The following is a 25,210-nucleotide window of genomic DNA, read 5'->3' on the forward strand; positions in this document are numbered from 1 at the left end:
ACCACGCTCATATGCCAACCTCCGGTTGGGTTGTCGGTCCGGTGGGATGCCGCACCATCCACGGCGCCGTCGAGACGTCCGCCGCGGTGATCCGGGTGGGATGGAAGCCGTGTCGACCGGCCAGTTCCAGAGCCGACAGCACACCGTCGACCGAGAGTCCGCCGTAGGACGGGCTCGCCGTGGCCGGTTCCAGGCCGAGCAGAATGGTCTCGGCCAGGCACGAGTAGACGATGCCCGGCGGCAGCGTGACACCCGGGAAGTGCGGTGTCTGCCCGTCGGGGAGCCGGACCCGGCCACCGGACACGAGGGTGACGTTCGGCAGATCCGCCACCGCCGGGTGCGCGTCGCCCGGCACCGCGAGATCGCAGACGAGGACGTCCCGGTCGGCCGCCAGATGGCTCGGCAGGATGACCGGGTCGGCCGCGTTCGTGGCGCTCACCACGATCGGGCAGTCACGCAACGCGTCGAGGTCCTCGGCGACCGAGACGTCGACCAGGTGGGCCATCCGTTTCGCGACCGCGGCGAGCCTGCGCCCGGATCCGGGTCGGCCGACGAGGACGAGCGAGTCGCAGTGCGGGGCGACCAAGTCGGCCATCACGGCGCCGATGTTGCCGATGCCGCCCACCAGCCCGACCCGACGCGTACCGGAACCGCTGCTGCTCAGATGGCGCTGGAGCAGGTCGTACGCGCAGGCCGCGGTGAGCGAGTTGCCGGAGGTGACGCGTACCTCGTGCTCGATCACTTCCCGCCCGGCGCCGGTGACGATCGAGGTGTAGCCGCCCAGGCCGACCACGTCGCCGCCGAGGGCGACGCCCAGTTCCACCGCGTCCAGTACCGTCCGGGACAACCAGGGCCGATGCCCCGCGCGCAGCGCGTCGACCGCCTGGGCGGCGGTGAACGGCACCGCCACCACGCTGACATCGGCCACGCGCCCGGCTGCTGAGGTCACCCGGTGCCGGACCACCTCGAACGGATCCAGTTCGCCGCGCATCCGGTCCAGGGCCGCCGCGCACCGCCTGTCCGACCATTCCGCCAGTTCGGGCGCCAGGGAGCGCACCGTGGACGCGTTGTCGAGATTGGCGAGGAACACCACGTGCGGAACGTCGTCGTCGCGGCGCTTCCGGCGGGCACGGGGAGGCGACGGCACATGCTGACGCGGTCGCCAGGCTCCCGTCGGTGGCACGGCCAGGTGCGACAGCAACGTCGCGTAGTCACCCTTGGCGAGCAGGCCGGCCACGTCGTCGAACGCCGCGACGGCCCGCTCGATGTCCTCGGGTTGGAGCAGGGCGGACGGCTGCACGCGTACGGTCGTGGGCGCGGACAGGGTCGGCATGACCCGGACCCGATGTGCGTGCAACAACCGACCCGCGATCAGGAAACCGAGCGACTCGGCGTCGAACACGGTGCGCAACAGGGCCGACTGGGGCTGCGGCAGACGAAACTCCACGCCGATGAGCAGCCCCCGACCGCGGACCTCCACGACCGCCTCCGGCCACCGCGCCGCCACCTTGGCGAGTCGGTCCCGCAGTTCCGCGCCGGTCGCGGCGATCCGGTCGCGGTGACTCTCGGAGAGCTCCAGCGCGGCCGTGGCGATCAGCGCGGAGAAGTCGTCCTCGGCGAAGGTGGACGTGTGGTGTCGGCCGAAGTCGGCGACGTATCGGTCGGTGGCGACCATCATCGCCGAGATCTTGGCCAGTCCACCGCCGAGCGACTTCGACAACAGATAGTAGTCGGCGACCACACCGGACGGCTCGGACGCCAGAAACGTGCCGGTACGACCCATGCCGCACTGGATCTCATCGAACACCAGCGCGGCATCGTGCCGGTCGGCCAGCCTCCGCAGAGCGGCGAGGGTCTCGGTCGGAACTTCCCGCACCCCGGCCTCGCCCTGCACCGGCTCGGCGAAACAGGCCGCCACCGTAGACAGGTTGCGGGCCCGGGACTGCGGCACCCCGTCCGCGTCCACGGTGACGGTGCAGACCTCGACCAGCCGGTCGTCCAGCGCCGCCACCACCGCCTCGGGCGTCCAGTCGGACAGCCGCACCCGCCGGGGTCCCGGCACGTGCAGGTCCTCGGGCACGTTGGAGCCGTGGGTCAGGGTGCCCGCGGCGGTCGTCTTGCCGTGGAACGCGTCGCGCAGCGAGACCAGGACCGGCTCGGCCCGCAGCAGTTCGGTGACCTTCTCGACCGCCGCACCGACCACCTCGCCGCAGCGGCGTCCGGCCGCCGGCCCGCTGCCGCACGGAAGGTCGGCGATGCCGTCGCGGTGCAGCCGGCGCAGGGACCGTTCGAGCTCCTCGTGCAGCGCGCCGAGCCGCCTGCGTCGTTCGACCACGGCGTGCTTCACCGCGGCCTCCACCGCCTCCGCACCGGTGGACCCGAGCGTCACGACGTAGTCAACGCCGGTGGTGGCCCGCACGAGCGCCGACAGCTTTGCGGCCAGCCCTGCCGCCCCCGGGCGGATGCTGGCCTGCGCGTTGAAGGGAAGCTGCTCGTCGAGGCACCTTCGGGCCACCGCGACCAGCACCGGATGGTTGTGCCCGAACAGCGAGGAGCCCGCACCGCCGACCAGGTCGAGGACCTGGTCGGCGGTCTCGGTACCGTCCGCCGATTCCGGCGTGAGGTGGTCGCCGTGCCCGCGGCGGTACGCCACGTCGAGGTTGAGTGCCTGGAACAGGCGGCCCAGTTCCGGGCGGGCGTAGCGACCGAATTCGAGGTCGGTGCTCACGGCTGACCGATCCCGTTTCCGACCCGTACGGTCATCGACGCGGTGACCTGGTCCACGACGTCACGCAGCGTGCGCATCGACGCCGCCTGTCCATCGGACATCTGCACCTCGAAGAGGGACTCCATCTCCACGATCAGATCGATCGACCGCACCGAGTCCAGGCCGTAATCCGCCAGTGGCGTGTCCGGATCCAACTCCGGCACCTGCAACCGACGGCGGAACAATTCGTCAACCACATCCAGAACTTCGCGATCCACTGCGCTCCCCCTCCTCACGCAAAGCGCCGTCCCGTCCGGCGCTTCGACAGCCGCCACGTCGGTCGAGCGCGCCGCGACGGGGACTTCCCGACCGTCACCTGGTCAGGCACGGGCTTCGACCTCGTCGATGAACTTCGCGACCAACGCCTGGAAACCCGCCGTGTCGTCCAGGAACGGCAGGTGGCCCGCTCCCGGCATGATCTCGTAGCGACCGTTGGGAAACTTCTCGGCCAGTTCCTTGGCCCCGGAAAGGCTCAGCAACACGTCGTCGTCACCAATGACCACCAGGGTCGGTGCCTCGATCTGAGCCAACACGTCCGCGCTCGTCTCGCCGGTCAGTGCCAGCTTCAACCCGTTGACCAGATCCTCCTTCGTCGACAGAGCCAGGAAGCTCTCCCGCAGTCCGAGGAAACCCGGGGTGCCCAACTCTTCGATCATTTCCGCGCCGAACACCTCCGGGTACAGGTGCGCGTACAGCGGCGCCATCCCGTGCTGCTCCAGCGTCAGCAGCCACGCCCGCTGCACCAGACGATGGCGACGCATACCCCGGGGGCCGAGCGCCGGCCCCGCCAGCACGATCCCCTTGACCCGGTCCGGGTGCTTCAGGGCCACATCCCGCGCCAGCACCGTGGAGATCGAGGTCGACAACAGGTACGCCTGGTCGATCTCGAGCGCATCCAGCAGCCCGACGACGTCCTCGACGTGCTCGTCCCACGTCGGGTACTTCTCCGGGTGCGACGACCGGCCATGACCGCACAGGTCGTAGCTCACCACGCGATGGCCCACCGACAGCTCGTCCGTGAACACCCGCCACGTCGGAGTGGTCATGAAGAAGTTGTTAAGCGTCAGGACGACCGGACCGGCACCGGTCGACTCGTAGTACAGCTCGACACCCTCCCGCCCACGGGCCCGGACCGCATCCTCGCGGTACGCCACCTCAAGACGCTCGAGAACCTCACCAGCAGACACAGCATCCCCCTTATCCCAGTTAAATGCGTTGAGCAGCAGGAAGTACGCCGGCGAACCCGGCGACGACATCGGCTGCCGATGTCTCGTCGGAGACCGATTCGCACGACAGGCCGCAGTACATCGCCATCTCCTCGATGCGGCCGGTGGTCGCCACGGTGGGCACCGCGGCGCTGAAGCGGGGCACCAGGTACGAACGGTCCTCGACCGTCGTCCGGCCGATGAACTTCTTCGGTTGCCCCGGGTCCTCGGTCACCGGTGTGGCCAGCACCCGGTGCCGCCGACCCGGCCACCCGATCTCGTAGACGTCGGTGATCACTGTGTCGGCGCCGTCCGCCGCGCAGACCGCCGTCTTGAAGTGGGGGTGGGCCCAGGACTCCCGGGCCACGACGAACGCCGTACCCAGCAGCACGCCGTCGGCTCCGGCGGTCATCGCCTGCTCGGCGTCGGCCGGGGACCCGATGCCACCCGCCGCGACGACGCAGGCGGTGGGCACCCGGTCGCGCAGCCGGGCGACCAACTCGTCGCGACGCGACACACCGAGCAGGTGTCCACCTGCCTCGATGCCCTGCGCCACCACGACAGCGCCCCGTTCCGCCGCCCGTACGCCATCGTCCACGGTGCCGACCTGGACCACGAGGACCCGGCCGGTGGCGGCGACGCGCTCGAACACCGTCTCGTCGGGCATGCCGAACAGCGACACGTAGACGTGCGGCGGCGTCTCGGCAAGCACCTGCGCCACCTGACGGTCGAGGTCGTCGGGACCGACCACCTCCGGAATGAAATTCACCCCGACCGGTCGCGACGTGCCCGCGACCATCCGGCTCAGCACCACCGACAGCGCCTCACCCATCAGCTTGTAGCCGCCCACGCAGCCGGCCGCTCCGGCGTTGGAGACCGCGCACGCCAGCTCCGTGCCCGCGACGCCACCCATGCCCGACTGGAGCAGGGCCACGTCGGTGCCGAGCACCGTCGCCACGCTCGATCGCATCAGCCCAGGCTCTCCACTGCGGACAGCGCGGCCTCGACACCACCGAAGCGCGCGGTAAGCGTGTGCACCCACCGCTCGACGCCGAACGCCAGACAGCTGGTGTGGGCGGTGTCGGCGCCGGCCTGGATCTCGCACCGCTCGCCGAAGAAGTTCCGGTGGTAGTTGACCGAGCCGATGGCCAGGCCGTCGACGACGAACTCCTCCTTCACCGGGAACAACCGCTGCATCTTCGCCTTGCCGCTGTTCTTGTCGAAGAACGGATCCGTGGCGACCTCGAGCTTGACGTCTAGGCCGAGCTCGGCGCACAGCGCCAGCACCGCGTCCTTGGCCCGACCGAGGTGCTGCTTGGCACCCTCCTCCTGGCCGATGAAGACGATTTCCCGCATGGAGAAGCCGAGCAGCCGCTGCAGGCCGTCGTAGTGCTCCTCGTTGCGGAAACAGGTGCCCAACGTGGTCCGCAGGACCCCGTCTGCCGGCAGCACCGACCCGGCCACGTCCAGATAGATCGCGTAGCAGGCGGCCGAGGGCAGGGCGAACTCGGCGGGCCGCAGCACGTCGGCCGGCACCTGTTCCAACGGCCGGGACGCCCCAGCCAGCAGGGTGCCCACCCGCTCCGGGTCGAGCCGAGCGGCGGCCAACCCCAGATGCGGGAAGTTGTCGTAGTAGTCGAAGGTGTCCAGGTCGCGGGTGCGCAGCAGGAACGGGAACCGGAACTCCTCGGCACTCCAGCCGTCCCCGAGTCGCCGGAACACCGCGTCGATCGCTCTCAGCAATCGCAGCTGGCCGCCGTCGAGGACCCGCAGGCCATTGTCGGTAACGGTAGTCATGACGCCGCCTTCTGCTTCAGAAACCGCGCCCCGATCGCGTTGAGGGTGCGGAAGTCGTCGAGGTCGAGTTCCTCGGGGTCGATCGACTCGCCGGTCAGTTCCTCCAGCAGGAAGATGAACTCGACGAAGGCAAGTGAGTTGATCGCCCGGCTGTCGATCAGGTCGAGGTCGTCGTCCAGCTTGTCGAGTTTGGGATTGCGGTCCAGGATGAACTCCCGCACCGCCTGCATCGGTTCGGTCCTCACTTGACCAGTTCCCTGCCCACGCCGGCCTTCGTCAGGAAGCTGCGCGTCCGCTTGAGGACCCGCTCGTGCGCGGCGTGTCGGGCCGGATGCTCCAGTGCGCGGCGGCGCAGCGCCAAAGCGTCCGGGATGCCGGCGTCGCGGTAGGCCGCCGGGTTGTAGAGCGTGGCGATGCTGTACCGCAGGTAGTTCTCCAGGTACTCGGCGACCAGCGGCACTTCGGCCGGGTCGCGCTTGGCCACCTGACCGAGCAGGTTGGTGAAGACCATCCGCCCGAATGCCACGTGCCGGCTTTCGTCCTGGTGGTGCACCCGGTTGATCTCACGGGCGATGTGCGGCAACGACTCGTCGGTGGCCATGTACGCGTTGTAGTGGTCCACGATCTCCTCGAAGATGAGGATGCGGGCGAACACCACCAGTTCGCGGGCCACCTGCGACAGGTGCTCCACCGAGTCGGCCTGCAGGGACGGCTGGGCCGGGTACAGCTTGCCGCCATAGCGCAGGCAGAACTGCGCGAAGAACCACATGTGCTCGTTTTCCTCACCGATGAAGTGGTGCAGGAACTCCGAGACGTTCGCGTAGGCCCGCTCGTGGATGCGCATCACCACTTCGCTCATCAGCTCGCGGATGCCGTGGATGTTGAGGCTGAAGAAGTTGATGGCCTCGTACTTGGTCAACGCGATCTGCTGCTCACGGGTGAGCTCGTCCCACATCGGCGTGCCCGCGAGGGTGGTCAGGCTCTCGCTCATCCACGGCATGTCCGGCTCGATGGCGTCCGGCCAGTCGAACAACGTGTACGGGTTGTAGTAGCCGGACTCGGCCATGTGCTCGAGCCGGTCCAGCTCCAGCTCGATCGGTTCGATCTCTCGTACCGCCATTGTCAGTCGTCCTCCCCGATAGGTGGTTCAAGAGGTCAGGTTCACCGCACCGACCTGATGTCGGCACGCAACAGCGCCGGCCGTGCCGACCCACATTCGTGGTGTCCGAAGGATGCGTTGCCGGCAGCGGTCGACGGGATGACCTTGTTGTAGATCGAGCCGAGGCACAGCTCCTGGAACTGCTCGGTGTTGGCGGACAAGCGCGCCGCGAGCTGGGCCTTGGCGATGTCGACCGTCTTGGTCACCCCGTCGTCGTCGGTCACCTCGACGCAGGCGTGCGGCAGGTCGAGTGCGCCGCCGAGCACCCCGGTGAACCAGCCGCGCTTCGCCTCCGCGCGGTAGCCCGCCGCGCGGAACCGCTCGGCCAGCAGCAGGCTCGCCGCGATGCAGCTCGTCACTCCGAGTTCGTGCACCAGCGCGTAGTCGGCCTGCATCGGCACGGGGATCATCTGCCAGCGGTAGCCGGCGTGCAGGTAGTCGCGGGTCAACGTGCGCAGGGTCGGTGAAACCAGCGGAGTACGCGCGCCGGTGTTGGTGACGGTCGCGACGTACTCCGCCGACCCTTCGCTCGGCGTCAGTGGCGCGATCTCCTCCAGCTGGCCCCCGAACCGGACCACGTCCGGCCCCTCCAGCCGCCACGGCGCCACCCCCGAGCACTCGTGGCACTCCAGTCGGACCCGGAAGCTCCAGGTCTTCGGCCGCAGCAGGTCGTCGAGCGACCGGCCCGCGAACCGGAACAGCATCCGGAACGCCAGCTCCGGCTGCGTGTTCGACCGGTACGAGTACATGCCGAGGTTGTAGAGGTCGTTGGGGTCGAAGTAACGTACGCCGTCCCGCTCCTCGACCGGCAGACCGGCATCGACCAGTCGATCAACATCGGCCGAGTCGCAGTGCAGCATCTCCCGGGCCACCGACTCCGGCTGCGTCTTGCGCGAGAACTCGTTGGGAACGAATTCGATCGATTCGGCGACTTTTTCCCACGGCGGACACTCAGTCGCTTGTTGCTGTGGCACGATCTCTCCCCCAGGCAGCTCCAACCGGGTCTGCGGCCGGGTCAACGCCGGTCACGACCGCACAGGATTACGAAACACCCGACAATGGGCCATAAGTATGATTCGCTACATTCAGCCGGGCCCTGCCTGACCCTGCGGAACACCAACGCACGCTACCACTCGCTCAACGTCACGCAATCCATTAATTCTGCATATGCCACTGTGCGCTTCCCACGCATCGCGCGATTGCGACGATTCCTCCGTAGACGCCGACAGCAGCCTTCGACGGCCTCACCGGCAAACACTCCCACGACCAGCGGATAAGCATCTCTACGGCCACGTAGGGGCAGCTCAGGGCGCCTCTGCCAGAGTCGGGCACCCGACTCACAGCGGGCCACCGACGACTATGTGGCGAGGGTCACATAATCCAAAGGTTATGGATACGGAATGAAGATCGGTCCACCGGTCGGTGTAGCGCCGACAACACCGCCGGAACCGCCCCGGGCCGGGATCCACAACGGGTGTAATATTTGTTCTTGCAGGTTGCACGGAAGCCCCGGAGCCGGCACCTCTTCGCCACGTCGGATTGCCGACTCTCGCAGAAATGTGACATCTCCAAGGCAGCTCACCCTATGTGCATTTCTCACGGTCGCATTTCGAATCGGCGCCGGTATCGTATGGTGCGGCACAGCGGACGCCCAACGCGTCGTCGCGGTGCAGCGTGGCGGGCGCGGATCGGCGGGCCACGGTCGCCCAACCAAGCCATCGAAGGGGCCAACATGCCGTTGGATCGGATACTGCGCAGTCTCATCGCCTGGCAACATGCCGACGGTGCGCCGCCCCCGCTCCGTACGATGCCGGTCGAGCAGGCCCGCGAGCGCTACCGGGCAAGTGCCATCCGTCCCCGGCGCCAGGGCAGCGATCCGGATCGAACGGTCGTCGTCGACGAGAAGATCGACAGTTTGGACAGCACGCCGATCCGGTCCAGGGTGTACACGCCACGATCCGACACCGACCGGGTGATCACTTACCTGCACGGCGGCGGCTGGGTGACCGGCGACCTCGACACGCACGACCTGGCCTGTCGGGTGCTCGCGGCGTCACTGGGCGCGGTCGTCGTCTCCGCCGACTACCGCAGGGCGCCGGAGTTTCCGTATCCCACACCCCTGCACGACGCCATCTCGGTCGCGCGCTGGACCGGCCGGACGTTCCCCGACCGCGACCACGTGCTCGCCGGCGACAGCGCGGGCGCCCAGCTCGCCCTCGGCGTCGCCCTCGACGCCCGTGCCAACGACGACCCGCGCATCGCCGCGCTACTGCTGATGTATCCGCCAGTCGACCCGAGCCTGCGGATCGCCGCCGCCGGTGCGCACACCGAGGGGTACCTGCTGTCCGTCGACGACCTGACCTGGTGCTACGAGCAGTACCTTCCCGATCCACGGCACCGGAACGATCCCGCCGTCGACCTGCTGCGCGCGGACCTGCACGGTCTACCGCCGACGGTCGTCGCCACGGCCGAGTTCGACCCGCTGCAGCGCGAGGGCGAACTGCTGGTGACGAGCCTGCACGCCGCCGGCGTGCCCGCCCGGCACGTGCCGGGGCCGGGCCTGGTGCACGGCTCGTTTCTGATTCAGGACATCGTGCCCGCCGCGGCGACCAACGCGCAGCAGGTCATTCGGGAGATCGACGCCGTCCTCACCTCCACCCGCCGACCCACCTCATGATCGGCCGCGACCTCATCGGGACGGCCGGACGCGATCACGAGGTCGCGGTCACCAGTGGCTGCCAGTCGGTGTAGACCGGGTCCAGGCCGTCCCCGAGGAACAGCCGACGCATCTCCGCACGCTTGACCTTGCCGCTCGTGGCGCGCCGGACGCCGCCCCGGCGCAGCAGGACGATCCCGTCGGGTCGGACACCGATTTCGCGGGTCAGCGTACGCGTGATCTCGTCGGCCAGGTGGCGCAGCCGGTCCTCGGACGGCCGTCCGTTGATCTCGGAGACCACGACCAGGGCGTTGCCGGACCTGGATTCGCCCCGCGGCACGGTGAAGACCGCACCGATGATGCCCAGACCGGGAACCTGTGCCCGCAACGTCCGCTCGATCTCCTGCGGGTAGAGGCAGCGACCAGCCACGACGAGCAGTTCGGCCGTTCGCCCGGTCACGTACAGCTCACCCTCGTGGATGGTGCCGAGATCCCCCGTGCGGACATAGCCGTCGACTGTGACCGTCCGGTCGGTCGCGGCCTCGTCGCGCCAGTAGCCACGGGAGACGCTGGGACCGCGTACCCAGATCTCGCCGATGGTCCCGGCGGGCAGTGCCACACCGGTGGTCGGGTCGGCGATCAGCACCTCGACGTGGCGCGGCGTGCCACAGCTGACCACACCCGGACCCGCGTCGGTGGGAGTGAACCTGTGTCGCTCCAACTCATGCTCGTCGACCCTGGTCACGACGGCCTCCCGGAACGGGTCCGCCGAGACGAACAGCGTCGCCTCGGACAGGCCGTAGCAGGGGCACACCACGTCGTCGCGCAGCCCGGCCGGAGCGAACCGCTTCGCGAACGCCTCAAGCGTCTCGGCGTGCACCCGTTCCGCTCCGTTGACTCCGATACGCCACCGAGACAGGTCCAGCCCGCCCAGTTGGGTGTCGGTGACCCTGGCGCGACACATCTCGAAGGCGAAGTCCGGGGCGGCGGACACCTGGATGTCATACTTGTCGATCATGCGTAGCCAGCGGTGCGGCTGCCGGATGAAGGCGGCGGAGTGCATCAGGACGCAGCCGCCGCCCACCAGCAGGGCCGGCATCAGGTGACCGAAGAGTCCCATGGCCTGGTGCAGCGGGACCCAGCCGCCGAGCCTGGTCTCGGTGGTCAGCCCGTACACGCGGCGCTGGTTCTCCACGTCGTGCAGGAGGTTGCCGTGGCTGACCGGCACGCCCCGGGGTTCGCCGGTGGTGCCCGAGGTGTACTGGATGATCGCGAGTGTGTCGTGGTCGAGTTCGCTGGGGGACCACGATTCCGCCTCCGGTACGGCGGGACTGTCGGTGGCCAGCAGAGGTAGGTCGGTCAACCCGATCGACTGCGCCCACGTCAGGACGGCAGAGCGGTTGGCCGTGTCGGTCAGCACCGCCGACGGCCCGGCGTTCGCGGCGATCCCTCGGGCGCGCGACCGCTCATGTGGATAACCGCCCGGCAGCGGTGCCGGCACTGCGACCATCCCGGCGTAGAGACAGCCCACGAGCGCCGCAGCGAAGTCGAAGCCGGTGGGATACAACAGCAGCACCCGGTCGCCGGCCGGGTGACGGGCCTGAAGCCACGCCCCGATCCTCCTTGCCTCGGCATCCAGTTGGGCGAACGACCAGCGCCGGTGACCGTCGGGACGATCGATGTCGTCGACAACGATCAGCGCGGTGCGCTCCGGTGTCGTTTGGGCGTGCCTACGGATCGCGGTGGCGGCACTCGCGGTGAGCGACAGATCCATCATTGCCCCGGTTCCTCTCCCTGCCGTGTGCACGAATCCCTGCCGTGTGCACGAACCGTCAGCACCGCGAATGACCTGCGAGGCGCTCCAGGAAGTCAGCGAACGACGGAAGACGCGTTGGTTGCGTCATGTGTCGTCGGTTGAACGGAGAACCGCTTCGATCAGCAGGCTAGCACCGGCCGCATGCGTCATCCACCGAACCAACACCACTAATGAAAAATGCACACCCCGAGTATTAGAAATGCATCCGGATGCGGTGCGTCACACACCGGAGCTTCGCCAGCATAAAGCCGCCCTTCGCGGCAAGGAAAGGTTCCCCAAAGAAATCCAACCGGAGTTGCTGAATGGACCGGGCGGCTCACCCGACTCGCTCAGATCCAGTGCGACTCCCGGGCGATCCGCAGCGCGTCGATCCGGTTGCGCGCGTTGAGCTTCGCGACGACCGACGACAGATAGTTGCGCACCGTGCCGTCGGAGAGGCGCAGCCGAGCCGCGATCTCACCAACGGTGTCCCCCTGGTAGACGTGGGTGAGCACCGAGAGCTCGCGGGGCGTGAGGGGGCAGTCCCCGTTGCCCAGAGCGGCCACCGTCAGTTCCGCGTCGAAGACGCGTTCGCCGAGGTGGACGCGACGGATGGCGTCGAAGAACTGGCGGGGCGGGACATCGCGCTGCACCAGCCCCGCGATCTCTCCCGCGAAGGCCCGGCGCACGACCGGCCGGGTGAACGAGGTCGCGAGCAACATGCTTCGGCAACCCGGGACGCTCGCCACCTTCTCGGCGAACGCCACCGCGTCGCTCTCCTCGCGCTGAAAGCTGATGATCACCACGTCGGGCCGGTGCAGTTCGGCGAAATCCAACGCATCCAAATAGTTACTCATGGATCCGACGACGCGAAACTCCTCCTCCTGCCCCAAGAGGGCAGTGAGCGCAAAACGGGACAGATGCAGAACGTCGGACACGAGCACATCGATTGCCACTTATTCCCTCCAGACGGTTCCCCGACCGCGCCGTTGGGGGCCCAGCGCGCACCCTCGACGTCATAATGTCACACGCGTACGAAAATCTGAAGGTCGATATCTGACAGTGCCGGACGTGCAAATTGCTACCACTGTGGACATTCGCTGGCTCAAGATTGCGACAAGCGTGACAATGTCAAATTCGCGATAGATGTCCGTCCTTCTGCCTATCGGACCAGGGGTCGTCAAGATCGCGGCACCGCCAACCCGAGGCGGTGGCGGACAGCCGCGCCACGTCGCCTTGTCGGCGTCCGAGTCAGGGGAGGCGACCGGTCACCAGATGGTCCGGCACGCGCATCCGCCACGCGTCGGTGATCAGCTCATCGAGCCGCTCGACGGCGACCACCGCCAGGCGCACCATGACCAGGGGAAGCCCGTCGTGGGCCGGGGTGGTGAAGAACAGTGCCGGCTCACCGAGGAGCAGCGCCTGCTTCTCGGCCTCGTCGCCGACGTACAGCACGGCGATGTCGGTGCGAATGACGCGCGGCTTGCCCGGCCGCCGCTCGGGGTAGGACGGTAGCGCCAGAGCCAGCCGGCGTACGTCGGAGGCGTCAGCCATCGCCTCTCCCCGAGATCACCGGTCGCGGCATGCCGAGAGGTTAGCCGCCGACCCCGACATCGCCACCGGAGGAACGGCGCACGGTCCGCGCCTCACCGGTACCGCCGACCCGCCCGCCGCCTCAGCTGGGTGGCGGGACGAACGGCGTACGCCCCACCCACCCGGGATGCCGATGACTCAGGAGGTGAACTTGTCCAGCGCCAACTCGATGGCACCTCTGTCCGGCTGGGCGTACGCCCTCATGGTCTCCTTGTTGTAGGAGATGAAGCTCGGGCACCGCACCGCCGGGGCGTTGACCCGGCCGCCCTCACCGATCTTCTCGCCGGTCTTGGCGGCGTAGAAGGTCAGCGTGTAGCGCGAGGACACGTAGTCGACGGTGACCTGCTTGTCGTCGCGGTCCTTGTACTGGCACTTGCGGGGCGTGCCCTCGCTGCCCTGCTCGAAGGTGAGACAGCCGACGACGGAGACCGATGCCCACTCGGCGGTCTTGGCGTAGTACGGCTTGTCGAAGCCGACGGACTTGCTCAGCCAGGACTCCGGACGCTCCGGGGAGTTGGCGAACGTGTAGACCTTGGTGCCCTTGGCCCCGGTGTAGGGCGCGGCGTTGAGGATCGGGCTGCTCTCACACACGGCGGACATGTCGCTGGAGTTACGGGCGGTGACCGCATTGTTGTTGTCCGGCTGCTCCTCCGCAGGCGGGGCGATCGACGGGGCGCCGGGCGCGTCGCTCCGCTGGCCCGCGACGGGTTCCCCCTCATCGTCACCGGCCAGCACGAAGAAGCCGATGACGCCACCACAGGCGACGAGCATCGCCATCACGGCCGCACCGATTCCCAGACCGAGCCAGAGGCCCTTGTTCGAGGACTTCGTCGGCTGTGGCCCGTAGGGCGGAGGCGGCGGTGGCACCGGCGCACCGTACGGCGAGGGGTAACCGGCCGGAGCGACCGGCGGGCCCGGCGGACCGACCGGGGAGCCGGGTGGTGTGCCCCAGGGGGCGGCGTTCGGATCCGGCTGTTGCCCACCGTACGGAGGGTGGCTGTCACTCATCTGATGCCCTTGTCGAAGTCGTGAGGTTACCTGGCCGATGATCACAGCCAGGGTAGTGAGGAGCGCAAGTCCCGGGGCCACAGTTGATCCCACGCTTCGATGCATCGAAATATTGCGTTATCGTTTCGCACCATCGTAGGCTGCCGCGGGAGCGCTCCCGGCATCATCGTGCCTTGTCGCCCGGGTGCCGTACCCACCACCACGACCGGATTGCGATGGTCCACGATGAAGCAACCCCCACGCCGCCTACGGCGCCTGCTGGTCGCGGCTGGCGCCGTCGGCGCACTGACCCTCGGCGCGTTGACGGTCCTGCCCACCACCAGCGCGATGGCCGCGGCCGGCTGTTCCGTGGCCTACACGACGAACAGCTGGTCCGACGGCTTCACCGCGAGCGTCACCGTCACCAACCTCGGCGACCCGGTCAACGGCTGGACGCTCGGCTTCAGCTTTCCCGACAGCGGCCAGCGGCTCAATCAGGGCTGGTCGGCCACCTGGGGTCAGAGCGGCAGCTCCGTGACCGCGCAGAGCATGACCTGGAACGGTTCGCTCGGCACCGGGGCCAGCACCACCATCGGCTTCAACGGCAGCTTCACCGGCGCCAACCCGTCACCGAGCTCGTTCATGCTCAACGGCACCGTGTGCACGGGCTCGACCACGCCGACCACTCCCCCGCCGCCCACCACGCCGCCGACGACGACCAACCCACCGACCACCCCGCCGCCACCGGGCACCCAGACCCCGGTCAGCATCAACGGGCAGCTGCGGGTGTGCGGGGTCAACCTCTGCAACCAGTACGGTCGACCGATTCAGCTGCGCGGCATGAGCAGCCACGGCATCCAGTGGTTCGGCAACTGCTACAACCCGGCCTCACTCGACGCGCTCGCCACCGACTGGCGCGCCGACCTGTTCCGCATCGCGATGTACGTGCAGGAACAGGGCTACGAGACCGACCCGGCCGGCTTCACCAACCGGGTCAACAACCTGGTCGAGGAGGCCACCCGGCGCGGGATGTACGCCATGGTCGACTTTCACACGCTCACCCCGGGCGACCCGATGTACAACCTGGAGCGGGCCAAGACCTTCTTCGCCACCGTCTCGGCCCGGCACGCCGCGAAGAACAACGTGATCTACGAGATCACCAACGAGCCCAACGGCGTCGGCTGGTCCACCATCAAGAACTACGCCGAGCAGGTCATCCCGGTGATCCGGGCCAACGACCCGGACGCGGTGATCATCGTGGGCACGCGCGCCTGGTCCTCGCTGGGCGTCTCCGAGAGCGCCAACCACTCCGAGATCGTCAACAACCCGGTGAACGCCAGCAACATCATGTACACGTTCCACTTCTACGCCGCGTCCCACAAGGACAACTATCGGGCCGAGGTGGAGCGCGCCGCCGCCCGGCTGCCACTGTTCGTCACCGAGTTCGGCACTGTGGACTACACCGGTGACGGCGCCGCCGACCTGACCAGCAGCACACAATGGCTCGACCTGCTCGACCGGCTGAAGATCGGTTACGCCAACTGGACCTTCTCCGACAAGGCCGAGGGCAGCGCCGCGTTGCGGCCGGGCACCTGCAACGGCAGCACCTACACCGGCACCTCGGTGCTCACCACCTCCGGGGCGTTCATGCGCGACCGCATCCGCACCCCGGACAACTTCCCCACCAGCTGATCCGAGCGCACCACCACCACGCGGCCCCGGCGGTTCAGCGCCGGGGCCGCACTGGTGCGCCGGCTCAGGTCACGTCGGGCCCGGGCCGATCAGCGAATCGGCCGGCCCGGCAGAGCCCGCCCGGTACTCCTGTAGCGGCACCGCACCGGCCTTCCAGGCAGCCAGCACCGGCTCCACGATGCGCCAGCACTCCTCGGCGACGTCGGCGCGGACCGACAGGGTCGGATCGCCCTCGAAGGCGCCGCGCAACACCTCGCCGTACGCGGGCAACTCGCCGGGGCCGAAGTCCGCCGTCAGGTTGACCTGCTCCAGCTCGAAGGGATTCCCGGGACCGTTGACATTGAGGTCCAGGCCGAGCTGATCGGGTCCGAAGCCGATTCGGAGCCGATCCGGCCGGTCGTAGCCGATCAGGCCGTCGGGCACCCGGGTCGGCTGCTTGAAGGTGACGATCGCCTCCTTGCGTACGGTGTCCATCGCCTTTCCCGAGCGCAGCCGGAACGGCACTCCCGCCCAGCGCCAGGTGTCCACCGTGACCGCCAGTTCCGCGAGCGTCTCCGTGCCCCGCGCAGGGTCGACGCCCGGCTCGTCGGCGTAGTTCGGCAGCCGCCGCCCGTCGATCTCTCCTGCGGTGTACCGGCCCCGCCGGCTGGCCGTCACCGGATCGTCGTGCCACAGCCGGGTGGCCCGCAACACCTGCGCCTTGCGTCCCCGCACCTCCTCGGCCCGCAGCGTCGGCGGCGGGTCCATGGCGAGCAGGGCCAGCACCTGAAGCAGGTGGGACTGCACCATGTCCACCAGCGCCCCGGCACCGTCGTAGTAGCCCGCCCGCCCTTCCAGGCCGAGCGTCTCGTCGAAGACGATGTCCACGCAGGCCACGTGCGAGGAGTTGAGCACCGGCTCGAAGATCCGGTTCGCGAAGCGCAGGCCGAGCAGGTTGAGCACCGTCGACTTGCCGAGGAAGTGGTCGATCCGGTGGACCTGGTGCTCCGGTACGAGGGTGGCCAGCAGCTCGTTGAGCGAACGGGCCGAGATCCGATCGACCCCGAACGGCTTCTCCAGCATCAGCCGGGTGCCGGGCGGCACCCCGATGCGGGCCAGCGCGGCGGCCGAGCGGGCCGTCACCAGCGGCGGCAGCGCGAAGAAGATCACCAGCGGTCCGGTACAGCAGCCGAGCAGCGACCGCAGGTCCTCCTCGCGCGTCACGTCGGCCGACACGTAGCGCGTCTCCCGGATCACCTCGGACTCCGCCGGACCCACCGCGCCGACGGCCCCGAAGGAGTCGCTCACCCGACGCCGCCAGCGCTCGTCGTCCCAGCCATCCATGCCGCTGCCGATCAGCCGCAACCCGGGCACCGCCCCGGTGGCCACCAGTCGGCCGAGTCCGGGCAGCAGCAACCGCCCGGTCAGGTCACCGCTGGCGCCGAGCACCAGCAGGGTCTGCCGTACGCCGGTGGCGGCGGGTTCTGCGGGGACAGCTGCGGGGGCGCTCGATGCCGGCGTCGTCATGCCACCACCATGCCCTGTCCGGGTGACCGGCACGCACCGGACCCCGTTGACTCGCCGGTCGTTCGCGCACCGCATCCGGGTCCGTGCGGATCGTCACCCCGGTGGGGTCCGGAAATCCCACCGGTCGTGGTGTCGAGCTGGCGAGCCGATCTTCATGTGGCAGTCTGGTCCCACCGTCGGCCGGGACGAGGCCGGCGGCGTGTCCGACCCTGCGAGGAGACGATCTATCCGATGGCTGCGGACGTCACCAGCACCGACGAGTGGCAGGCCCTGCGCAAGCACGCCGACGAGATCCGTGGGACGCACCTGCGGGACCTCTTCGCCACCGATCACGACCGCGGCCGGCGGTTGACCGTCGAGGTGGCCGACCTCTACGTCGACTACAGCAAGAACCTGGTCACCGACGAGACGTTGCGCCTGCTGACCGCCCTGGCCGAGCGGGTCGGGCTGACCGACCGGATCGCCGCGATGTTCGCCGGCGCCCACATCAACGGGACCGAGGATCGCGCGGTGCTGCACACCGCGCTGCGCCTGCCGGCCGACGCCGCCCTCACCGTCGACGGGCAGGACGTGGCGGCCGACGTGCACGCGGTACGGCGCCGGATGGCCGAGTTCGCCGAGAAGGTGCGCTCCGGTCAGTGGCGCGGGCACACCGGCGAGCGGATCCGCACCGTGGTCAATATCGGCATCGGCGGCTCCGACCTGGGGCCGGTGATGGCGTACGAGGCGTTGAAGGCGTACCGCGACGGGGGCCTGAGCTGCCGCTTCGTGTCGAACATCGATCCCACCGACATCCACGACACCACCGCCGACCTGGACCCGGCCACCACGTTGTTCGTGGTGGTGTCGAAGACCTTCTCCACGCAGGAGACCCTGGCCAATGCCGAGCAGGCCCGGCGGTGGCTGCTGGCCGGCCTCGACGCCGACGCCGACGCGGTGGCCCGTCACTTCGTCGCGGTCAGCACCAACGCCCAGCGGGTGGCGGACTTCGGCATCGACCCGGCCAACATGTTCGGCTTCTGGGACTGGGTCGGCGGCCGGTACTCGCTGCCCTCGGCGGTGGGCCTGTCGGTGATGCTGTCCATCGGGCCGGCGCGCTTCGACGAGATGCTGGCCGGGTACCACGCCGTGGACGAGCACTTCCGGACCGCACCGCTGGCCGGCAACGCGCCGGTCCTGCTCGGCCTGCTCAACGTCTGGTACACCAATTTCCTGGGCGCGCAGACCCACGCGGTGCTGCCGTACTCGCAGTACCTGCACCGGTTCCCCGCCTACCTGCAACAGCTGACCATGGAGAGCAACGGCAAGTCGGTACGCACCGACGGCCGCCCGGTGTCGTACGACACCGGGGAGATCTTCTGGGGCGAGCCCGGCACCAACGGCCAGCACGCCTTCTACCAGCTGCTGCATCAGGGCACCCGGCTGGTGCCGGCGGACTTCATCGCCTTCAGCGAGCCCAACCACGACATCGGCGACATGCACGACCTGTTCATGTCGAACTTCTTCGCCCAGACCGCGGCGCTGGCCTTCGGGCGGACCGCCGAGCAGGTCGCGGCCGAGGGGACCGCGGCCGACCTCGTGCCGCACCGGGTGATGGCCGGCAACCACCCGAGCACGTCGATCGTGGCCGACCGGCTCACCCCCGCCACACTCGGCCAGTTGGTCGCTCTCTACGAGCACATCGTGCTCACCGAGGGCGCGATCTGGGACATCAACCCGTTCGACCAGTGGGGTGTCGAGCTGGGCAAGGTGATGGCCAACCAGCTCGCCCCGCTGCTCACCGGCGACCGACCCGAGCTTGCCGAACTGAACTCCTCCACCGCCGCGCTGATCCGCCGTTACCGCGTCCAGCGTCAGCGGGACTGAGCCCGGGAACCGTCCGAGGGTTGGGTGATCGTGGCTGATCTGACCGTTGCGCAGGCGATCACCCGTGCCCACCGGGAGGAGTGGGCGCGGGTGGTCGCAAGCCTCGCCCGCCGCTTCGCTGACCTCGATGTCGCCGAGGAAGCGACGGCCGAGGCGTTCGTGACGGCCGTGGAGCGGTGGCCGCACGAGGGCGTACCACCCAGTCCCGGCGGTTGGCTCGCCACCACCGCGACCCGCAAGGCGATCGATAGGCTTCGTCGCGACTCGCAGCGCGACGCCAAGCACCGGGCGGCCCGGATCGTCCACGACGACACCCCGGCCGAGCCGACCGGCCCGATCGAGGACGACCGGCTCAGGCTGGTCTTCACCTGCTGCCACCCGGCGCTCGCGATTCAGGCCCGGGTGGCGCTGACGCTGCGCCTGCTCGGCGGTCTCACCGTAGGCGAGATCGCCCGCGCCTTTCTGGTCCAGGAGAGCGCGATGGCGCGACGGATCACCCGCGCCAAGGCAAAGATCAGGGCAGCGGGCATCCCCTACCGGGTACCCGCTGCCGACGACATCGGCGAGCGGCTCGTCGGTGTGCTCGCCGTCGTCTACCTCGTCTTCAACGAGGGGTACCTCGCCAGCGAGGGAGACGAAGCGGTGCGCCTCGGCCGACTGCTCCGAACCCTTCTCCCGGACCACGGCGAGGTGGCCGGCCTGCTCGCCCTGATGCTGCTCACCGACGCCCGACGGCCGGCGCGGGTGTCCCGCACCGGTGAGCTGCTGACCCTTGCGGAGCAGGACCGCAGCGCCTGGGACCGCGCCCGCATCGCCGAGGGCAACGCGCTGCTCCACGAACGGATCAAGGTAGTGGCGGCCGGCGGTGAGCCCCCCGGGCGCTGGTGACCGACGGCCCGTACCCGGAGACGAAGGAGGTCATCGGCGGATTCGTGGTCGTCGACGTGGCGGAACGCGAGGAGGCGCTGGCGTGGGCCGCCAAGATCGCCGTCGCTTGCCGGTGCGCGCAGGAGGTGCGGCAGCTCGTACCGGACCCCGAAACCGACGAGATGCTCCGCCAGGCCGGCCGACGAGGCTGACCTTCCGCCGTTCGGTTGTCTTTCGGTCCGTTCTGGCCCAATGGGTCAGGTGCGGGTGCCCGGACTTCGTCGCCCGGCCGCCGACCAGCACGCCACCGTGACTGTCATCCAACTGTCATCCAACCGTGCGGTCGACTCCAAGGTCATTGCGCAAGGTGGTGGTCGATCGGGACGGCGCGTCGAGTCGCCGGCATCGACGACGAAGGAGACCGCTGTGGTGATGCCGTGGCCCTGGCCGATGCCCGACGATCACTCCTTCCGCGCGCTGTGGGACGAGCCGCAGCACCACGACGAGGATGTCCGGCTCGCCGCTCTGGTCGCCCAGCGGCTGAGCGCCGACTGGTCGACCCGTAGACAACAGATCACGGTGATGGTGCAGAACCGGGTGGTGATCCTCACCGGCTTGGTCGCCAGCGCCGAGACCCGTCGTGCCGCCGGCGATCTGGCCTGGGACGTCGAGGGCGTTGCAGACGTCTGCAACGCGCTACGGCTGGCCGGCCACCGGCGGGGCCGCCGCTGAACTTCGGCCCGTCCACGGCGCCCGGCACCGGTTCCGTGGACGGGCCGGACACCGGCTGGCGACCGGGTCGGCTACGGCGGGTGATCGGGTCGGCTTTTGGTACGGCCGTTCTCAGGCCAGGGAAAGCGAATCTACGCGGAGGCCGCGGGATCCGTATCCGTGGTGCGGCTCTGCAGGAGGGCGAGCGCGTCGGCGCGGGTCTCCGCGACGGGGAACACCTCGTCCAGCCGGGTGACCCGGAGCACCTGACGGATCAGCGGCGAGGTCGACGCCACGCAGAGCAGTGCGCCACGTTCCGTGGCGCCACGATGAGCGCGGACGAGCAGCCCGAGGGCGGTGGAGTCGAGAAGATCTGTCCGGCCGAGGTCCACCAGGACGTGCCCACCCATGTCGGCCGCGTGCCGCAACGCGATGCCGAGGGTGTCACCGGTGTCGAGGTCGACATCGCCGGCGACGGTCACCACGGTGACGGCACCGAGGTGCTCGATGCCGAGAATGCCACCGGGTACGCCGGCAGCGGCGGGGCCGAGTTGGGTGCAGTGCGCGCAGCGGTGCGGGCCGTCGGCCAGCGGGGAACCGCTCCAGCCGTGCTCCGACACCAGCGGCCACACCACCTCCGCCTCGGAGTGCGTCCGCGGCCCGGCGACCGTGTCACCGCAGTTGTCACAGGTCAGGGTGACCAGGTGGTCATCGAGGACGACAGCCATGGCGCGCTCCTTCCCAGGTCGGAGGGGTTGGAGTCCCAACCCTGCCGGGGCCAGGTGGCGGGTACCGCGCGGACACATGACGGTTGGGTGACGAATCGCCTTCGCGCTGCTTGCGGGTCGGATGGGCGACGACGATGTCGCACACTTCGTCTGCTTTGGGATGATAGAAGTAGAGAGATTATTTGATCCCTGTATGCGCCAGGCGACGCCGGCCCGATCTATCTCCACATCATCGCCAACCAGGTGCACCGGCAGCCGCCGTTCAACCGCGGTCGGGATCTGCGACGCAGGCCGTACGCCCCGATCGGGTGGAACGGCAGCCGATCGGGGCGGCGTGCCGTGCGCCGTGGATAGCGTCGGAGGGTATGCCCACGAGGTGAGGAGCGGGTCGTGACCGAGCCGGAGGAAGAGCGCGAGAAGAGCGCGAAGACCGACCCGGTGCTGTTCTCCCCGGACGGCGACCCGCACCACAACCCGGCACAGACGCCGCTACCGGACGAGCACCCGCCGGTGACGTACTCCCACGACGGCGACACCAACGTGATCGACGGCGAGCAGTAGCGGCTACCCGGCGGCTCGTACCGCGGCGGTCAGCTCGTCGTCGTAGCGGGCCAGGGCGCGTCCGTCGGCGGAATAGGCGATCAGCTTCCCGTGAGCCATGGTGGCCGAACGGAAAGAGAACGTCCGGACCCCGGGATAGGCGGCCAGCAGCGGGATGGCGCGTGGCGGACCGCCCGGAGCGGAGTGGTAGTCCAGCCGCGCCACCTGGTCGGAGACCACGCCGTTGACGCGCACCTTGGTCTTTTCGCTGCGGGTGCCGAAGGTGACCGGGGCATCGGTGCCGTAGCGGGCGCACTCCACCGGCCCCCGGCAGACGAAGAAGTACCGCGAGTTGACCACGTCCGCGAGGCGGTATGCCTTGAAGGTGGGATCGACCCCGGCGGGCAACGGCTGCACGGCGAAGAACGCCAGTGCGCCGAGAGACGCGACGCCGACCCGCAGCCACCCTCGCCGGAAGGCCCGGTTGGTATGGGTGCGGGCCGTGGTGAGAGCGACCGCACCGAACCCTGCCACGCAGAGCGCGACGGTGCCGATGGCACGGGCGTTCTCGAAGAGGAACTGCACGCCGGGTCGCATCGACACCGGGGCGAGCACAACACCCAGCGACAGCACCATGCTGGCCAGCAGCAGAGCACCGCCGACCCGCCGGGTCACGCCGACGGCACCCACCAGCAGCATTGCGGCCAGGATGGTCCACACCTGGTGGTGGGTCCAGGAGACCGGGGATGCGGCCACCGTGGCGCAGCCGACCAGCACGGCGGCGTGCCCCGGTCGCCCCAGCCGGTACAGCGCCCGCGCCCGGAGCAACGCCAGGGCACAGATGACGACCACCAAGGCGGCCCAGACCAGCGGAAGGAACGCCTCGTCCATGCCGACACGAAGCAGCATTCCGTGCACCGACTGGTTGCCCAGCGACGCCAGGTCGCCGATCCGGGAGGTCTGCGTGACCGTGCCCGCCCAGTAGGTCAGGCTCTCGGCGGGCAGGACGGCCAGGGCGAGCGCCCCGCAGCCGACGAAGGCGGCCAGCGCGCGGGCGGCGTCGCGGTACCGGCCGCAGGCCAGGAAATAGAGCACGAACAGCAGCGGCGTCAGTTTGATCGCCGCCGCCACACCGACCAGCACACCGCGCAGCCGTGACGGCGACGCGACCCCGTCGAGCAGCGCCATCAGCACGATGAAGATGCTCACCTGACCGAACCGCAGGTTGCTCTGCACCGGCGCGGCGACCATGAGCACCGCCGCGACCGCCGCGATGCTGACGGACGCCGACGTCGTCACGCGATTTCCGGCCGCGCCCCGGCTCGGCATGGCGGTGCGGCCCTCGGCCAGGGCGCGACCGACAGGTACGGCGATGGCGACCACGGCGGCACAGGTCGCCGCCAGCCAGAGCGCTTCGACCACGCCGAGCGGCACGGTCGTGATCGGCCAGAGGACGAGCGCCGCGAACGGCGGGTACGTGAACGGCCCGCCGTTCGGTGCCACGTACTCGTACAGCGGACGCCCGGCCCGCAGATCGGTCAGCGCTCCGTGATAGATGTGCAGGTCGGACAGGCGATCGGGGCGCCGCAGCACCAGCGCGACGGAGACCACTGCCGCGACCGCGAATCCCACCCACAGCAGCGCCGCCCGACGATCCCGCATGGAAAGAGGATAGCTGTGCCCGCGACCGCTGGGCGCGAGGTGGCACACCGCTCGGCGCGGCACCACCACCGCTCAGCGCGGCTGCCCCACCACACCTTGTGACGCCGCGCGCAGGCGAAGAGAATCGTCGATGTTCTGAGAGCCGGACGAGGTAGGGCACCGGGCAGCCCTCGATCGGAACATCACCATGTCCCCTTCCGTCCGGAGGACCCGTTCCATGAGAAGAGCGATCCGACTGTGGTGCGCCGCCCTGGCAACCATCGTCCTGACCGCGCTAGCCGCGCTGTCGCTCCCGACATCGGCGTCGGCGGCGACGCTGACCGAGGTGACGAACTTCGGCACCAACCCGAGCAACCTGCGCATGTACCTCTACGTACCGGACCGGGTCGCGCCACGGCCGGGCCTGCTGGTCGTGGCCCACTACTGCACCGGCAGCGGGCCCGCGATGTACTCGGGCACCCAGTACGCCCGCCTGGCCGACCAGTACGGCTACATCGTGATCTACCCGTCGGTGACCCGCAGCAGCCAGTGCTTCGACGTCTACTCGCAGCAGGCGTTGCGTCGTGGCGGCGGCAGCGACCCGGTAGGCATCATGTCCATGGTGGAGCACGTCCGGAGCCGCTACTCAGTGGATCCGGCCCGGATCGCCGCGACGGGCACCTCGTCCGGCGCGATGATGACGAACGTCCTGCTCGGGCTCTACCCGGACGTGTTTCGCGCCGGCGCGGCCTTCGCCGGGGTGCCCTTCGGCTGCTTCGCCACGACCGGCGGCTCGGAGTGGAACAGCGAGTGCGCCAACGGGCAGATCAGCCGCACCCCGCAGCAGTGGGGAGACCTGGTCCGCAACGCCTATCCCGGGTACATCGGCCCACGGCCGCGGATGCAGATCTGGCACGGCACCAACGACGAGATCCTGCGCTACCCGAACTTCGGCGAGCAGATCAAGCAGTGGACCAACCTGCACGGGCTGAGCCAGACCCCGACCTTCACCGACAGCCCGCAGCCGGGTTACACCCGGACCCGCTACGGCGGTTCCGGAGGTGAGGCACCGGTCGAGGCGATCAGCATGCAGGGCGTGTCGCACAACCTACCGGTCGATGCCGCGCAGGCGATCCGGTTCCTCGGACTCGACGCCGCGTCACCCACGCCGACGCCGACCAGCCCCACGCCCACGCCCACGCCCACGGTCACACCGACACCGACACCGACACCGACGGTCACTCCCACGCCGACGCCCACCACGCCGCCGACGGTGCCGCCCGGCACGGGCTGCCGGGTCGGGTACGCGGTGAACGCCTGGAACACCGGGCTGACCGCGTCGGCGACCATCACCAACACCGGTGCCACAGCGATCAACGGTTGGAACCTGGCGTTCACCCTGCCCGCCGGGCAGACCATCACGAACGGCTGGAACGCGACCTACTCGCCGACCTCCGGGGCGGTGACCGCCCGCAACGTCTCCTACAACGGCACCATCGCCCCCAACGGCTCGGTCACCATCGGATTCCAGGCCACCCACAGCGGCAACACCGCCAGCCCGTCCTCGTTCACCCTCAACGGCACTGCCTGCACGGTCAACTGACCGTAGCCCTCGTCCGGATCGGCCCGGTGTGCCTTAGGCTTACCGCGTACCGACACCCGCGCCGCCACCCCCCACAAGTTACAGCCCCCACCCAAAA

21 protein-coding genes and 2 pseudogenes are annotated in these 25,210 nt (G+C 69.2%); 8 read left to right on the forward strand and 15 right to left on the reverse strand.

Annotated elements, in window-relative coordinates:
* Positions 1-7: 7 nt before the first annotated feature.
* The 8 genes from AC2CHE_RS01955 to AC2CHE_RS01990 all read right to left on the reverse strand — a co-directional run bounded on the left by AC2CHE_RS01955 (position 8) and on the right by AC2CHE_RS01990 (position 7,902).
* Positions 8-2,728: an aminotransferase class III-fold pyridoxal phosphate-dependent enzyme gene (locus AC2CHE_RS01955; protein ID WP_484503137.1), complete on the reverse strand. Its 2,721-nt coding sequence runs from the start codon at positions 2,726-2,728 to the stop codon at positions 8-10.
* Positions 2,725-2,985 carry an acyl carrier protein gene (locus AC2CHE_RS01960; protein WP_210934135.1) on the reverse strand — a complete coding sequence of 87 codons (261 nt, stop codon included), beginning with the start codon at positions 2,983-2,985 and terminating at the stop codon, positions 2,725-2,727. The genes AC2CHE_RS01955 and AC2CHE_RS01960 overlap by 4 nt, the downstream gene beginning before the upstream one ends.
* A 102-nt stretch (positions 2,986-3,087) precedes the next feature.
* Complete coding sequence (locus AC2CHE_RS01965; protein WP_484503138.1) at positions 3,088-3,921, reverse strand: alpha/beta fold hydrolase; 834 nt, start codon at positions 3,919-3,921, stop codon at positions 3,088-3,090.
* A gap of 52 nt (positions 3,922-3,973) precedes the next feature.
* Positions 3,974-4,942, reverse strand: a complete 969-nt coding sequence (locus AC2CHE_RS01970) for an NAD(P)H-dependent flavin oxidoreductase (RefSeq protein WP_484503139.1) — start codon at positions 4,940-4,942, stop codon at positions 3,974-3,976.
* Positions 4,942-5,769 carry a class-II aminoacyl-tRNA synthetase family protein gene (locus AC2CHE_RS01975; RefSeq protein WP_484503140.1) on the reverse strand — a complete coding sequence of 276 codons (828 nt, stop codon included), beginning with the start codon at positions 5,767-5,769 and terminating at the stop codon, positions 4,942-4,944. Before AC2CHE_RS01975 ends, AC2CHE_RS01970 begins: the two co-directional genes overlap by 1 nt.
* The gene (locus AC2CHE_RS01980; RefSeq protein WP_198413196.1) at positions 5,766-6,014 is read right to left on the reverse strand and encodes a phosphopantetheine-binding protein; all 249 of its coding nucleotides are present in this window, start codon (positions 6,012-6,014) and stop codon (positions 5,766-5,768) included. The genes AC2CHE_RS01975 and AC2CHE_RS01980 overlap by 4 nt, the downstream gene beginning before the upstream one ends.
* A complete protein-coding gene (locus AC2CHE_RS01985) occupies positions 6,011-6,889 on the reverse strand; it encodes a diiron oxygenase (protein WP_484503141.1) in 879 nt (292 codons plus the stop codon). The genes AC2CHE_RS01980 and AC2CHE_RS01985 overlap by 4 nt, the downstream gene beginning before the upstream one ends.
* A 41-nt stretch (positions 6,890-6,930) precedes the next feature.
* The gene (locus AC2CHE_RS01990; protein ID WP_484503142.1) at positions 6,931-7,902 is read right to left on the reverse strand and encodes a hypothetical protein; all 972 of its coding nucleotides are present in this window, start codon (positions 7,900-7,902) and stop codon (positions 6,931-6,933) included.
* A gap of 758 nt (positions 7,903-8,660) precedes the next feature.
* Between AC2CHE_RS01990 and AC2CHE_RS01995 the strand changes: the two genes are divergently transcribed.
* A complete protein-coding gene (locus tag AC2CHE_RS01995; protein ID WP_484503143.1) occupies positions 8,661-9,605 on the forward strand; it encodes an alpha/beta hydrolase in 945 nt (314 codons plus the stop codon).
* Positions 9,606-9,639: 34 nt separating this feature from the next.
* Here AC2CHE_RS01995 and AC2CHE_RS02000 read toward each other — a convergent pair whose 3' ends face one another.
* The 4 genes from AC2CHE_RS02000 to AC2CHE_RS02015 all read right to left on the reverse strand — a co-directional run bounded on the left by AC2CHE_RS02000 (position 9,640) and on the right by AC2CHE_RS02015 (position 13,980).
* Positions 9,640-11,361 (reverse strand): fatty acyl-AMP ligase, encoded by a 1,722-nt coding sequence (locus tag AC2CHE_RS02000; protein WP_484503144.1) that lies wholly within the window; start codon positions 11,359-11,361, stop codon positions 9,640-9,642.
* A 368-nt stretch (positions 11,362-11,729) separates the two neighbouring features.
* On the reverse strand, positions 11,730-12,335 hold the full coding sequence (locus tag AC2CHE_RS02005) for a response regulator transcription factor (protein WP_484503145.1): 606 nt from the start codon (positions 12,333-12,335) through the stop codon (positions 11,730-11,732).
* A gap of 295 nt (positions 12,336-12,630) precedes the next feature.
* Complete coding sequence (locus AC2CHE_RS02010; RefSeq protein WP_484503146.1) at positions 12,631-12,933, reverse strand: hypothetical protein; 303 nt, start codon at positions 12,931-12,933, stop codon at positions 12,631-12,633.
* Positions 12,934-13,110: 177 nt separating this feature from the next.
* Positions 13,111-13,980 (reverse strand): hypothetical protein, encoded by an 870-nt coding sequence (locus AC2CHE_RS02015; RefSeq protein ID WP_484503147.1) that lies wholly within the window; start codon positions 13,978-13,980, stop codon positions 13,111-13,113.
* A 225-nt stretch (positions 13,981-14,205) separates the two neighbouring features.
* Between AC2CHE_RS02015 and AC2CHE_RS02020 the strand changes: the two genes are divergently transcribed.
* Entirely contained in the window at positions 14,206-15,651 is a 1,446-nt protein-coding gene (locus AC2CHE_RS02020; RefSeq protein ID WP_484503148.1) for a cellulase family glycosylhydrolase, read from the forward strand.
* A 69-nt stretch (positions 15,652-15,720) separates the two neighbouring features.
* Here AC2CHE_RS02020 and AC2CHE_RS02025 read toward each other — a convergent pair whose 3' ends face one another.
* Positions 15,721-17,157 (reverse strand): glucose-6-phosphate dehydrogenase, encoded by a 1,437-nt coding sequence (locus tag AC2CHE_RS02025; RefSeq protein WP_484503149.1) that lies wholly within the window; start codon positions 17,155-17,157, stop codon positions 15,721-15,723.
* Positions 17,158-17,388: 231 nt separating this feature from the next.
* Here AC2CHE_RS02025 and pgi point away from each other — a divergent pair, with 231 nt between their 5' ends.
* From pgi to AC2CHE_RS02045, 4 genes and pseudogenes are all read left to right on the forward strand, one after another.
* Positions 17,389-19,023: a glucose-6-phosphate isomerase gene (gene pgi, locus AC2CHE_RS02030; protein ID WP_484503150.1), complete on the forward strand. Its 1,635-nt coding sequence runs from the start codon at positions 17,389-17,391 to the stop codon at positions 19,021-19,023.
* Between the two features lie 30 nt (positions 19,024-19,053).
* Positions 19,054-19,908 (forward strand): annotated as a pseudogene (locus AC2CHE_RS02035) (RNA polymerase sigma factor); the annotation flags it as partial.
* A pseudogene (locus AC2CHE_RS02040) lies at positions 19,905-20,102 on the forward strand (YciI family protein); the annotation flags it as partial. The pseudogenes AC2CHE_RS02035 and AC2CHE_RS02040, both read left to right, overlap by 4 nt.
* Before the next feature lie 220 nt (positions 20,103-20,322).
* Positions 20,323-20,622, forward strand: coding sequence for a BON domain-containing protein (locus AC2CHE_RS02045; protein WP_484503164.1), 300 nt, complete (start codon positions 20,323-20,325; stop codon positions 20,620-20,622).
* Positions 20,623-20,753: 131 nt separating this feature from the next.
* Here AC2CHE_RS02045 and AC2CHE_RS02050 read toward each other — a convergent pair whose 3' ends face one another.
* Positions 20,754-21,329 (reverse strand): STAS domain-containing protein, encoded by a 576-nt coding sequence (locus AC2CHE_RS02050; RefSeq protein WP_484503151.1) that lies wholly within the window; start codon positions 21,327-21,329, stop codon positions 20,754-20,756.
* A gap of 390 nt (positions 21,330-21,719) precedes the next feature.
* Here AC2CHE_RS02050 and AC2CHE_RS02055 point away from each other — a divergent pair, with 390 nt between their 5' ends.
* Entirely contained in the window at positions 21,720-21,890 is a 171-nt protein-coding gene (locus AC2CHE_RS02055) for a hypothetical protein (protein WP_484503152.1), read from the forward strand.
* 3 nt (positions 21,891-21,893) lie between these two features.
* On the opposite strand, the gene AC2CHE_RS02060 is transcribed toward AC2CHE_RS02055, so the two are convergent.
* Positions 21,894-23,531: a glycosyltransferase 87 family protein gene (locus AC2CHE_RS02060; RefSeq protein WP_484503153.1), complete on the reverse strand. Its 1,638-nt coding sequence runs from the start codon at positions 23,529-23,531 to the stop codon at positions 21,894-21,896.
* A gap of 217 nt (positions 23,532-23,748) precedes the next feature.
* Here AC2CHE_RS02060 and AC2CHE_RS02065 point away from each other — a divergent pair, with 217 nt between their 5' ends.
* Positions 23,749-25,113, forward strand: a complete 1,365-nt coding sequence (locus AC2CHE_RS02065; protein ID WP_484503154.1) for an extracellular catalytic domain type 1 short-chain-length polyhydroxyalkanoate depolymerase — start codon at positions 23,749-23,751, stop codon at positions 25,111-25,113.
* Positions 25,114-25,210: the final 97 nt, after the last annotated feature.

The sequence above is a fragment of the Micromonospora sp. ATLC16 genome (genome assembly GCF_057196645.1).